The following is a 12,202-nucleotide window of genomic DNA, read 5'->3' on the forward strand; positions in this document are numbered from 1 at the left end:
CTAGCGGAAGAAATTGCCGACGAAGGTCGCCAGATAGCCGCGCTTGAAGGCGATCGGGGCCTTGCGAACCAGGAAGGCCAGTGCCAGCGGCGAGAAGCGACTGCCAGTGACCCGGGCGAACATCCGTCCCTTGGTGCGCGCCTTGGCGGGCGAGCTGTAGAAGTCGCTGCCGGAGGTGACCCCCGCATGGGCGACGATGCCCAGATTGGCGCGCATCAGGCGCGCGCCCTGACGGCGAGCATCGCTCATCACGATGAATTCCTCGCCGGAGGGTTGGTCGGTGCCCAGCCCGAACTGCTCATCGAAGCGGGCATGGAACTGGCAGAGATCCAGCGCCATGTCCACCGAGCGCACGCGAGCCAGTGACATCAGGGTGTGGGCCTTGAAGGCGACCGGCGGTGCCGGACGATCCGGGTCCCGTTCGTGCAAGGGGAAGGCCTTGACGTGCGGGAAGCTGATCGCCGCCGCCTCGGTACAGGTGAAGGCTTCCATCACCAGCGACACGGCCTGGGGATGCAGCTGGACATCGTCGTCCAGGATGTAGGCGTAGCGTGTCGGGCAGGCCGCCAGCGCGATGTTGCGGCTCTTGGAGAGACCACGCCCCGCGACCGCCAGATACTCGAAACGGCTGTCGAAATGGGCCAGCACGTACTCGCGGAAGATATCGCGCTGCGCCTCGTCCTGGTGGGCTTCCGACAGCTGATGCACGATCAGGAAGCGGGCACCGGGCAGCTCGTCATAACGCGGCACGCTGTAGATCCCGGCATCCAGAGTCGAGATCAGGAAGGTCAGTTCCGGCACCTGGCGACGGGCACTGTCTTCCACCTGACGCTGATGCTTCAGCACACGAGCACGGGATTCCTGCATGGGGCGGCCTGCATGACGAGCGGGATCGACGGAGATAGTTTCATCAACGATGTTTTGCATAACCGTTCACCGCGTAATGGACAAAGTTGCGACTGGCGCTGATCACATCCATCCCCAGCACCTCACGATACAGACGCCACTGGTAGGCGGCGGCCTTGAACTTGTTGGAGGACACGCTGCTCTCGCGACGCGTGTAACGCGCCAGCGGCTCGGGCATGCCCTGCGCCGGGCCCAGCTGACCGATGATGATCAGCCACAGCGCCAGGTCCTGACGCTTGCGGATGGTCGGCATGTAGAAACGCCCGAAGCGCCCCGCGTCATAGATGGCGGTCAGGCAGCCGATGGAGTTGGAGCGCAGCATGTCGTCACGCGTCAGACGCGCCGGCGGTGCGAAGTGGGAGACATGGTTGCCCTGCTCATCCACCATCTCGTAGCCGGTGTAGGACAGTCCGGCGCCGGTCTCCTGCATGAAGGCGATCTGGCGTTCGATCTTCTCCGGCAGCCAGGCATCATCGGCGTCCAGGAAGGCGATGTAGCGGCCCTGGGCCTCGGCGATGGCACGGTTGCGGGCACGCCCCGGCCCGCCGTTGGTGTCGGTCTCGAGGATGCGGATCTCGACGTCGCCGGTCTCCAGCGCCGCGAAATCCTCGCGCAGTCGCGCGGCGGCACCATCGGGTGAGGCATCGTCGCTGATCAGGATCTCGCGCACCGGCTCGCTCTGGGCCAGCACGGAATCGACGGCGGCATGCAGGCGGCGGTCATAGCCGTAGTTGGGCATGATGACGGACACATCAGCCATGGGCCTTCTCCTTGGAATGAGGCGAGTGGGATCCACTGACGCTGACGCCGTTCACGAATGCGCGCTGGCGCGAATCGGCTGGCACCAGGCGCGTGATCAGGCGTTGATAGTCCGGCAGCACCGCATCACGGCTGTAGTGGGCAAAGCTCTCGCGTGCGGCCTTCGAGAGATGCAGCAGGCGATGGTCGTCAAATTCGAGACGCGCCAGTTCATGCGCCAGCTCCTGCACGATCTCCACCTCACCGGCACTGTCCGCTTCGGCACTCAGCACGCCATCGACATCGTGGCGAATCAATGCCAGCGGGCCTGAGCGCACCGGGCGTGACAGGCACGGCAGGCCCTCACGCTTGGCTTCCAGCACGTTCATCGGCAGGCATTCGCGCTCGGACGTCAGCAACAGCAGACGGGCTCGGCGCAACTCACGCGAGACGTCCTGCAGCGCGCCGGTGAACAGCACCCGGGTATCATCCGGCACGCTGTCGTCGTTGGCGCCCTGGAAGACCTTCAGCCCCAGCTCGTGGCACAGCGCCAGCAAGGACTCACGTTCCGGACCATCCCCGACCAGCACCAGACGCCCGCGGCGGTAACCCGAATGGGCAAAGGCACGGATCGCCAGATCGACACGCTTGATCGGCGCCAGACGCCCCACCATCACCACGTCGGCCTGACGCTCGCACTCGGCGCGCGTCTCGCGCTCCGCGAGATCATCCAGATAGTTGGGAATCACCGTCGGTTGCAGACCACGCCGCCGCCAGCATTCCGCATCCACCTCGTTGAGCACCTGCAGGACATCGAGATGACGATAGAGCAGGTGCTTGATGACGCGCTTGGCGCGACGATCGTGATGGTAGGCGCTGTGCTCCTGGGCGATGACGCGGGTCAGCGGGCGCGAATTGCCCGCCTCGTCACGGCCTCCGGTGCCACGTGCCGCCAGCTGGGCCGCCAGATGGAAGGCGAAGTAGCCACTGACCATCACCTCGATGCGCGCCTCCAGCATCAGACGACGCAGATGCGTCACCCAGTGGCGGAAGTTCTTGCGCGTACCGGTGGCGGGCAGGCCCAGGGTGCGGTATTCGACACCCTCGAGACGGCCCCAGTAGGGCTCGCCTTCACGCACCGACACCAGCGTGACCTGATGGCTGTCGCGCAGATCACGCGCCAGGCCGTGCATCACCTTCTCGACGCCACCGCAGGCGCTGATGTCCTGGATCAACAGAGCGACATGGGCCATGTCAGACTCCTCGCACGACAGGCTCGCTGTCGTGGGTGGCGTGCTCAGCGGCCGGGGCGTCCGTGGCCACGGGGTCCGTCGCGGCAGGTGCCTTGGCAGCCGACGGCGCGGGATAGGCGTCGTCATTGAGCTTGAGCTCACGCTGGCCCCAGACACCGGCGCGTCCCGGTGCGCGGCGCAGGAAGTCCCGCGTGATGTCGGCGGTGATCGCCAGCTTGTCGGCGATGACGCGCTCGGCAAGCGCCGGGAAGGCCTTGTCGGCGACCAGCGCCTCGATGTCGGCCACGATGCGTGCCGGGTCGAAGTTCTCGATGTCCTGAACGCTGTCGCCGAGCCCGAAGTCACGCATGATGCCCGGCGCCTTGGGGCCACAGTAGGACAGCGCGTAGACCGGCGTGCCGGACATCAGCGCGAAGATGACCGAGTGGAAACGTGTGCCCACCAGGAATTCGGCGTCGCGGTAGAGATCCACCAGCGCATCCGGGCTCGGGTCGCCCTGCACCAGCTCGATGCGCGTGGCGAGCTCCTCGCCCCCGTCAGCGGCGGCCAGTGCCTTCTGCAGGTGATCGAACACCAGCTGGGAGATGCGCTGGTCATTCTCGATATCGGTCGGGCCCAGCACGTGCGGCACGATCATCAGGCGCTCGATGCCCAGACGCTCCCGGGATTCCAGCAGTGAACGCGACAGCACCTCGACACGCTCGGCGAAGGCCTGCTGATCCAGCCCCCACCAGTCACGCAGGGTGATCACGGCATAGGGTGAGGCCACGCCGCCCGGTGCCTTGACCTCGGCATGTTCATCGCTCGCCCGCGGGGCCATGGCGAAGGCCATGTCGGTGCCCAGCAGCGCATGCGGCAGCTTCGGGTCGGCCTTCTGGGTCATGGCGTGGGTGATCTCCTCACGCGAGACCACCAGGCAGTCGCTCAGGGTGCGCAGGAAGAAGCGCTCCTGGGCCGGGGTCTTGAACGGGCCGAAGGAGTGGCCCAGCAACAGCACACGCTTGCCGGCCTTGCGCGCCAGCATCACCGGCGCCAGATAACCGATCAGCGCCAGCCAGGAAGACAGGGTCTTCTTGAAGCTGCCGTTGTGGAAGATATGACCGCCCTTCACCACCACCAGGTCGGCACCATCGATGACATCGTTGCCGCTCTTGCCCTGCTTGCCGAACGCCATCTTGGCCCCCAGCCCCAGCAGCGAGGTGACGAAGCGCAGCTTGTCACGCATCGGCGGCATCAAGGGCTGACCGACGGTGACGCGCTCGCGGTAGCGGCGACGAATGTGGCGGAAGGGTCCGCGCTCGGTGGCGAACACCTGATCATCGATGGGCAGGATATCGATGCGATGGCCTTCGGCCTTCGCCACGCCTTCACCGGAGACATCGCTGCGGCCGTGTTCGGCATCGATCAGCTGGTCGAGGAAGTCGATGGTGCCCATCAGGATGGCGGAGTCGCCCTTGTTGTCGTCATGCCATCCGTGCGTCATGCATATCTTGGCCATGCTGTTCGTCCTTCTGTCCGTAATGTCGCTGTTCGGTGTGCACGATGCCCGGGCATCGCCACGTGAAATGTCGTGTACTCGTCGGCCCCAAGGCCGAACGTCAAGGGCTGGCCGTCGCGGCCGCCTCTTGCTGGCGAGCCGGCTGGAAGAGGATCGCCATCGCCAGCATCACCAGCTCCGCGGTGACCGGCACGCACAGGAAGAGGTGGTAGAGGTCGATGCCCAGAAGGCTGCCGCTCTCGCCGGACGCGTTGCCGAGCGAGTGATTGAGCGCCGCGATCGAAAGGCCCCCACCGACCACCAGAATGGCCCCGGTGCTCTGGCACAGCAGGCGCTTGCCATTCAGGCGCAGTGCCGCCAGACGCGTGAAGGCGCAGGTGACGAAGGCGTGCACCAGGTAGACCAGCGCGAAGGCGCGCAGCGTCATGGTCAGGCGCGGATAGGCGCCGCTCAGGAAGTGCTCGGCCAGCCACGGCGCCACCAGTGCCAGACCGCCCGCCACCGGCAGCGCGAAGCCGCTGGCGATGATCAGGTATTCCTTGAGGCGGCCATCACCCTGGGTCAGCTTGGGCAGGTAGTAGCGATACAGGCTGGTGGGGAAGACATAGAGCGCGAACACGATGGAGGTCACCACCGAGACACTGGCCACCTGGGCGGGCGCGAAGGCGAGCCCGGCCAGGATCACCCAGGCCTGCAGGTAGGCGAATGACATCAGGTTGTTGTAGAGAAAGCCGCGTCCACGCGCGAAGTCCGCCTTGCTCGGCAGGCGACTTGAGCTTGCGCCATCGCGGCTGGCAGCCGCCGCCCGGGCATCCGCCGCCGCGTCATGTGACAGCCACATGCCCAGCAGCATCACGATGATCAGCGCGAGGGCACCGACCATCACGAAGGTGGCCACCGGTGCCAGGCCGAACATGCCGGACGGCGTGGTCAGCTCGGCGCTGAATTCGGCGCCGGTCAGCAGCGCAACGCCCTGATGATAGAGCGCCGGACCTGCCGCGCAGGCGACCGCGATCGCCACCGCCAGCGAGATCAACACCGTCATCAGATTGACGCGCCCCAGGCGCTCCTGACGCTGCAGGCGCGAATTGACCATCTGCAGGCCGACCTGCTCCGCCCCGGCGCGCAGGGCACAGAAGGCGAAGATGAAGGCAGACAGCCCCAGCAGCGGCGCGATGCCCACGGCGAAGGCGATGGCCAGCAAGGCGTAGAGGCCGATGCCGACGCCCATCCAGCGGCGCAGCGCCGCGCCACTGGCGCCATCTTCGGTGACCAGCAGCACCTCGTTGCCGCCCATGCGCGCCAGCACGCCCAGCAACACCGCATAGTTGAGGGCCAGGGCATATTCCCCGAAGGCCTCGGGCGCCACGGCTCGCGCCAGCAGCAGGCCCGCCGCGGACGACAGGCCACGCGCCATCAGGTTGAACAGCGAGAAGATCAGCGCTTCGCTCATGACTGACCTCCATTGCCGACCACCAGTGCTTCATCGCTCAAGAAATAGAATTGGTAGTTGTTCAAGAAATCATGATCCTGATTGCCGGCCGCCACCTTCAGCGACATGAAGAACAACGCCATCATCAGCGCACCGCTGATCAGACTGGGCAGCAGCTTGTCGCGGAAGTGCTCGATGACGTCACAGATGACGAAGATGGCAAACGGCAGGAAGTAGTAGCTGGCGCGGGCCACGTGCTCACCATAGGTGATGAACAGGGTGTAGAGCGCCACGCCGATGAACATCAGATTGAAGGCCCAGGGGTCCAGTGACAGGCGGAAATGCTTCCAGAGTCCCAGCGTCCCCAGGCAGATCAGCAGATAGATGACATAGAGCTTCTGCCCGCCCCCGGAAAAATCCTCGAAGTAGTGGGCATAGAGCCCCAGCGCGCTGAGTGCGCTCTTGGCCAGCGGTCCTGCCACGAAACACAGCGGCAGCAGCCCCAGATAGACCCAGAAGGGATAGGCGCGTCGCAGCAGCGGGTAGAGCACCAGCAACGGCAGATACAGCGCCAGGGTGTAGTGGAAGCTGGTGCCGACGAGCATCAGCACCAGCGCCGGCAGCCGCATGCCACGCTCCAGACAGGCCATCGCCACCATGAACAGGGCGATCGCCACGTGCTGCTTGACGAAGCCGAAGGCCGAGAGATAGATCAGCGGCAGGCAGACGAAGAACAGCAGGCACCAGGCCAGGTTGCGGCGGCTCATCACCAGTGCGGTGACGAAGCATGACACGTAGAGGAAGGCAGTGATGAAGAAGAACAGCTGCGGTTCCCCCCAGGCCCGAGCCATGCGCGCCAGTGCCGCCGGCGCGGGTTCGAGGAAGCTCAGGTCGACCTGCCAGGTGGCCATCTGACGATACGAGAAGTAGTCGTATCCTGCGTCGTAACGCAATGCCATGAACGCCAGACACAGCCCGCCACCCAGCCAGGCACCCACCATGCGGGTGCGCTCGCTGGCCGCCAGTGGCAGAACTGCCACCAGCAGGGCCATGAAGCCGACGTAATAGCCACTGACGGTCAGCATGCTCAGCGTGCCCCGAAACCGGTCAGCATGGTCTTGATGGTACGACCGACGATCAACAGATCCAGCCACACGGAGAAGCGCTTGATGTAGTAGAAGTCGTGCTCGAGCTTCTCGCGCGTCTCATCAGCGTCGGAGGCGTACCCCTGGGTCACCTGCGCCCAGCCGGTGATGCCCGGACGTACCACGTGACGGTAGTTGTAGAACGGGATCTGTTCGGCGAATTCATTCACGAACTTGACCTGCTCCGGACGCGGACCGATGAGGCTCATCTCGCCCTTGAGCACGTTGATGAACTGCGGCAGCTCATCGATGCGGGTCTTGCGGATCACGCGGCCGATACGGGTCACGCGCATGTCGTTGGCCTGGGCGAACTGGGCACCGGACTTCTCGCTGTCATGGCACATGCTGCGGAACTTGAACATGCGATACGGACGACCGCCCTGACCGACACGCTCCTGCACGAAGAACACGCCACCCGGCGAATCCAGACGGATCAGCACGGCAGTCACCAGGCAGATCGGCAGCACGAACGGGGCCACCGCCAGTACGGCCAGCACGTCGAACAGACGCTTGAACAGCTCATATTCACTGTTGGGTGCCAGCTGACCGAAGCTGTTCTCGCGCACCTGGTTGAGCTCCACGCGACCGGTGAGCGACTCGCGCACTTCACTGGCGTCGTAGACCGGAATGCGGTTGAGCACGCAGTTGGCCAGGAAACGCTGCCACTCGGCCGGCATCTCGGCTTCCAGGTCCGCGACCACGCCGTTGTAGCGCTCCTGGCCCAGGTCCGGTGCGCGCATCAGGTTCCAGCGCGCTCCACGAGTGGTGAACAGGTTGCGATAGTCACCGAACGGCACCACGGCCAGCTTGCGGATGCGGGTGCGCTGCTCGGCCCAGAAGCCGATGGAGCAGATCAGCATCGCCGCGAGCCAGGAGCTGCCCAGCACGATACGGCTGAAGCGCAGATCCAGCGCGATCAGCACGCTCATCGCCAGCAGATAGCTGATGGTGATGGCCGGCAGCACGTAGGCGAACGCCTTGGCACCGGGGTAGCGCGACATGTGACGAATCGCCTGCAGCGCGAGCAGGAAGCCACCGCTGGCCGCGATGACGCTGTGCATGCGCATCTCGCTGACCCAGGGGCGCAGGCCATTGATCAGCAACAGCGGGACACCCACCGCCAGAATCAGACCCACCAGCGCCTGACACAGCGAGTTGAACATCAGACGTTCGTACATGCGCGAATGTCGCTGACGCCCCTCGAGTCCGGTCGTCGCTGGATTTGTCGTCGTGTTCATGTGCCTGTCTCCCCCTTGGTTTGCGTTCGAGTGGTGTTTCCGTTCATCACACCCGGTGCCGTCTCCCGCCGCCCTTGCGGCCTGCACCGGTCTATCGCAAATCGTGCTGTCTTCTCATCACGCCGCATGCGCCCTTCGGGCCGGCATGCCGCGCCGTGTCGGTGACGTGGTGTCGAGTGACACCGGGTCTTGCGATACGTCGTCTTCCGCCTGGGTGTCTGTTGACGAGCTGTCATCAGACATAGGGGCGTCGCCGTGGATGGCAAGTCAGCACTCACGTATTTGCGCCGCCCTGATACTGGTAGTCGTGATAGCTGTAGCCGTAGCTGTAGGCCGTGGTCGCCTTGCGCTCGACGGCGTTGAGGATGGCGCCATCCACGCTCACGCCACTGGAAGCGAAGCGCTCCAATGCGGCTTCGATTTCCTTGGGCGAGTTGTGCATGAAGCGCGTCACCATCACGCTGACGCCGCACAGCTTGCCGACGATGGCTGCATCGGTGACCGCCAGGATCGGCGGCGTATCCACGATGACCATGTCGAAGTTCTCGCTGGCCCACTCGAGCAGCTCGGAGAAGCGCGCCTGCAGCAGCAACTCGGAGGGATTGCTCGGTGAGGTGCCGCGTGCCACGTAGCAGAGGGTGTCCGGCGTCTCCCCGCCTTCACCGACCACCGCCAGGCTCTCGTCGGCGATGCTGCGGATGATGGCGCTGCGCTCCACCTTGCCGAGCAGGTAGTCGCTCAGCCCCGGTGCCACGGCGCCCACCTGATGGCCCGCCATGCTCTGATGCACGTGACCACGGCGCATGTCGGCATCGATCACCAGCACGCGGTTGCCTGCCTGGGCACAGACGGCGGCCAGGTTGGCGGACACGAAGCTCTTGCCGATGCCCGGGCTGGGGCCGCAGATCATCAGGCGGTTGTCGGGAGCTTCCATCATCGCGAAGTGCAGGCTGGTACGCAGACCCCGCAGACCCTCGATGGAGAGATCCGCCGGATTGCGCACCGCCAGCAGGCCAGGCGCGGCATTGCCGGCCGCCGCCGTGGCGCCCTTGCCGAGCTTGAAGGAGGAGAAGCGCTTGATGCCACGCGCCAGACGACGATTGAGGCGCGCCTGCTCCTCGGAGAGCGGCAGGGTCGCATGCACGTTGAGGCCGAGATCGGAAAGCTCCGACGGTGTCTCGATGCCACGATGCAGCAGCGAGCGCAGCAGCACGAAGACCACACCCAGCATGGCGCCCAGCAGGGTCGCGATCACCACGATCATCGCCTTGCGCGGGCTGACCGGGTGCGGCTGCGCCACGGCCTCATCCAGGATGCGAATGTTGCCGATGGTGCTGGCCTGGGCGATGTTCATTTCCTGGGTCTTGTTGAGCAGCTGCACGTAGATCTGCTGATTGACCTCGACTTCACGCTCCAGACGCAGGATCTCCTGCTGGGTGTCCGGAAGATCCCCCACCTGCTTCTCGAGCTCACTGCGCGTGCGCTCAAGATCCGCGCGCTTCTTGCGCAGTGCCACGTAGCTTGGGTGACTCGGGTTGAACTTGCCGGAGAGCTCCGCTTCCTCGAGCTGGGTCTGGTTGAGCTGGTTGTCGATGTTCACCAGCTGCTCGAGCACCGACTTGGTCTCGAGATCCAGATTCACGCTGTCGCTCTTGCCGCGATAGGCATTGAGACGCTCTTCGGCCTCGGTCAGCTTCTTGCGGACGGTCGGCACCTGTTCCTTGAGGAATTCGAGCGACTTCTCCGCTTCCGCCGATTGACGGTCGATATTCTGCTGCTGATAGGTCTCGGTGATGCGCTCAAGCACCTGCTGGGTGCGCAGCGGGTCTTCCCCCACCAGTGCCAGCCCCAGCACGCCGGTCTCCTTGCCCATCTCGGCCACCGCGAAGCGCGCGCGCAGCGCATTGGTGGCTTCCAGAGTGGACTGGTGCATCAGGGTGAACTCGGCTCCCTCGCCCGCGGTGAGCGAGGTCACCTCGAGACTCACCTCGCCCAGCGGCCCCTCGAAACGCTCACGCTTGCCCACCGAGCCTGTGCCGAGCACCTTGCCGTCGTAGCGCAGTTCATAGCGGCCCTGCTCACCCGAGCCGAGCGTCACCAGCGTCAGCGGGACGTTGTCCCAGGCCTTGGGCACGGCCAGGCTGGCCACTTCCAGTGACTCGCCTGCCCACACCATGCTGGAACCGGACAGCCAGCTCGGGCGCTCCACCTCGTGGCTGCGCAGGAAGGTCCCGATCACCGGGTACTGGTAAGGCTTGACCACCAGATCCAGCTGCTCCTTCTTGACGGTCTCGCCCAGCACCAGGCGCGAGGTGATGATCTGGATCTCGGATTCCGACGGCGGCGCCTCCCCCCGCAGCATGCTGGAGACATCCCGCAGCGGATTCATGTTGCTGCCACCATCCTCGACCTGCACCAGCGCATCGGCCTTGTAGATCGGCGTCGCCAGCAGCGCATAGAGCACCGCCAGCACGGTGAAGGTGCCGGTGATCAGCGCCAGCGTCAGGCGGCTGTCATACAGCTGACCCAGCATGCGGCCCAGATCGAGACTGGTGCGCGCCGGTACCGCTGCGGGTTCGGTGGCCCCCGTCTGACGGGAGGAATGGGCATTGCGAATCGACATCGTTGAGTCACTCTCCTGGTGTCCTGCCCGTGCATCGCGACGGGCAGGGACGCCTTGACGACCCCTCGCCTTACTGGCCGAGGGTATCGAGGTTGTCCTGGATTTCGGTGCTGTAGTAGATGGAGCTCACGGTGGGCAGCAACTGACTGATCACGCGGTTCCAGCGCGACACCGGCGCGGCCGTGACATAGACGACATCCTGCGGCTTGAGCGCGAAGTCGGCGCCCAGAATCAGGGCCGTGGTGTTGCGAGCATCCAGCTGATAGACGGTGGCCAGCTTCTCGGGGTCTTCCCGGTCCCGCCGTACCACGAAGATGCCGGAGGCATCCGCGGAGTCTTCCTTGATGCCGCCCGCCTGGGCGATGGCATCGGTCAGCGAGATGGGGCTTCTGCCCAGCGGCAGGCTGACCGACTTGTCGACCTCACCCATCACGAACACCTTGCGGGTCCCGACATCCGGCACATACAGGACATCACCGTCCTTGAGCAGCCGATCACGTGCCTCGCCGGTCGCCGCATTGCGCTGTGCCAGCAGCTCATAGAGCGAGATGACGGTCTCCTCGCCATTGCGCTTGAGCACCACGTTGTGCCAGTCCGCGTCTCCGGTCATGCCGCCGGCGGCGGCGATGGCATCGAGCAGACTCAACGGCACATCATTGATGGGCTGCACGCCAGGCTGCTCCACCTCACCGCTGATCCGCACCTTCTGACTGCGGAAGGCCGCCACCTTGACGTCGATCTGCGGCTCGTTGAGGTAGGGCTGGAGGCGCTCGCCCAGCACCCGACGGATCTCGTCCAGGGTCTTGCCGCTGACCTGGACACGGCCGATGTAGGGATAGAAGAGCGTGCCGTCGGCATGCACCACGTTGCCGGCTTCCTGGGCGCTGCGCTCGGAGCCCGTGGGCAACGACAGCTCCGGGTGGTCATAGACGACGATATTGAGAATGTCGCCCGGCCCCACGTGGTACTGATAATCCGGCGCCAGTTGCGCACGGGTGCTGCTGTTGAGCTCCTGGGTCAGCGCCTGCTCCAGCTCGCGCTGGGTGCCGTCACCCCGAGCCGCCTGGCGTGCCTGGGCATCCGCCCGCGCCTGGGCCTTGATCAAGCCGAAGGTGATGGGCTCCACATCGACGATGTCATCCACCGGCGCGGCCGAGGTGTCATAGTCGATGTCGCCACCGGGCGCGAAGACGCAGCCCGCCAGTCCGGTGAGGGCGCCGAGGCTCAAGCTGGCGCCCAGAAGTCGTGCGATCAGTGCATTTTTCATCTGAAGTCCGTTGAGTCGACAGACCCGAGCAGCGATTGATGCGAGGCTGCCCCGATCATTCCCGCCGCACGCTGACGCCGGGACCAATTCGATAACGTCTTC

At 65.1% G+C, this 12,202-nt stretch carries 9 protein-coding genes; all 9 read right to left on the reverse strand.

Translation table 11 applies throughout. From position 1 onward, the window contains the following. The 9 genes from QD172_RS14435 to QD172_RS14475 all read right to left on the reverse strand — a co-directional run bounded on the left by QD172_RS14435 (position 1) and on the right by QD172_RS14475 (position 12,100). A complete protein-coding gene (locus QD172_RS14435; protein WP_167592982.1) occupies positions 1–867 on the reverse strand; it encodes a glycosyltransferase family A protein in 867 nt (288 codons plus the stop codon). Positions 868–910: 43 nt separating this feature from the next. Further along, positions 911–1,666 carry a glycosyltransferase family 2 protein gene (locus QD172_RS14440; protein WP_077374105.1) on the reverse strand — a complete coding sequence of 252 codons (756 nt, stop codon included), beginning with the start codon at positions 1,664–1,666 and terminating at the stop codon, positions 911–913. After that, positions 1,659–2,897 carry a glycosyltransferase gene (locus tag QD172_RS14445; protein WP_167592981.1) on the reverse strand — a complete coding sequence of 413 codons (1,239 nt, stop codon included), beginning with the start codon at positions 2,895–2,897 and terminating at the stop codon, positions 1,659–1,661. The genes QD172_RS14440 and QD172_RS14445 overlap by 8 nt, the downstream gene beginning before the upstream one ends. A 1-nt stretch (position 2,898) precedes the next feature. After that, complete coding sequence (locus QD172_RS14450; protein WP_077374111.1) at positions 2,899–4,395, reverse strand: polysaccharide pyruvyl transferase family protein; 1,497 nt, start codon at positions 4,393–4,395, stop codon at positions 2,899–2,901. Positions 4,396–4,495: 100 nt separating this feature from the next. Then, positions 4,496–5,848: a hypothetical protein gene (locus tag QD172_RS14455; protein WP_279856120.1), complete on the reverse strand. Its 1,353-nt coding sequence runs from the start codon at positions 5,846–5,848 to the stop codon at positions 4,496–4,498. Beyond that, positions 5,845–6,912, reverse strand: a complete 1,068-nt coding sequence (locus QD172_RS14460) for an EpsG family protein (RefSeq protein ID WP_077374117.1) — start codon at positions 6,910–6,912, stop codon at positions 5,845–5,847. The genes QD172_RS14455 and QD172_RS14460 overlap by 4 nt, the downstream gene beginning before the upstream one ends. Positions 6,913–6,914: 2 nt before the next feature. Next, complete coding sequence (locus QD172_RS14465) at positions 6,915–8,210, reverse strand: sugar transferase (protein ID WP_240499683.1); 1,296 nt, start codon at positions 8,208–8,210, stop codon at positions 6,915–6,917. Between the two features lie 274 nt (positions 8,211–8,484). Beyond that, positions 8,485–10,833: a polysaccharide biosynthesis tyrosine autokinase gene (locus tag QD172_RS14470; protein WP_279856121.1), complete on the reverse strand. Its 2,349-nt coding sequence runs from the start codon at positions 10,831–10,833 to the stop codon at positions 8,485–8,487. Positions 10,834–10,903: 70 nt separating this feature from the next. Beyond that, complete coding sequence (locus QD172_RS14475) at positions 10,904–12,100, reverse strand: polysaccharide export protein (RefSeq protein WP_084208231.1); 1,197 nt, start codon at positions 12,098–12,100, stop codon at positions 10,904–10,906. Positions 12,101–12,202: the final 102 nt, after the last annotated feature.

It is taken from the genome of Cobetia sp. 10Alg 146 (assembly GCF_029846385.1).
Lineage (GTDB): Bacteria > Pseudomonadota > Gammaproteobacteria > Pseudomonadales > Halomonadaceae > Cobetia > Cobetia marina.

Excerpts from the sequence above, each read along its gene's own strand:
- QD172_RS14435 (WP_167592982.1), bottom strand. The coding sequence starts at position 867 with ATGCAGGAATCCCGTGCTCGTGTGCTGAAGCATCAGCGTCAGGTGGAA.
- QD172_RS14440 (WP_077374105.1), bottom strand. The coding sequence starts at position 1,666 with ATGGCTGATGTGTCCGTCATCATGCCCAACTACGGCTATGACCGCCGC.
- QD172_RS14445 (WP_167592981.1), bottom strand. The coding sequence starts at position 2,897 with ATGGCCCATGTCGCTCTGTTGATCCAGGACATCAGCGCCTGCGGTGGC.
- QD172_RS14450 (WP_077374111.1), bottom strand. The coding sequence starts at position 4,395 with ATGGCCAAGATATGCATGACGCACGGATGGCATGACGACAACAAGGGC.
- QD172_RS14455 (WP_279856120.1), bottom strand. The coding sequence starts at position 5,848 with ATGAGCGAAGCGCTGATCTTCTCGCTGTTCAACCTGATGGCGCGTGGC.
- QD172_RS14460 (WP_077374117.1), bottom strand. The coding sequence starts at position 6,912 with ATGCTGACCGTCAGTGGCTATTACGTCGGCTTCATGGCCCTGCTGGTG.
- QD172_RS14465 (WP_240499683.1), bottom strand. The coding sequence starts at position 8,210 with ATGAACACGACGACAAATCCAGCGACGACCGGACTCGAGGGGCGTCAG.
- QD172_RS14470 (WP_279856121.1), bottom strand. The coding sequence starts at position 10,833 with ATGTCGATTCGCAATGCCCATTCCTCCCGTCAGACGGGGGCCACCGAA.
- QD172_RS14475 (WP_084208231.1), bottom strand. The coding sequence starts at position 12,100 with ATGAAAAATGCACTGATCGCACGACTTCTGGGCGCCAGCTTGAGCCTC.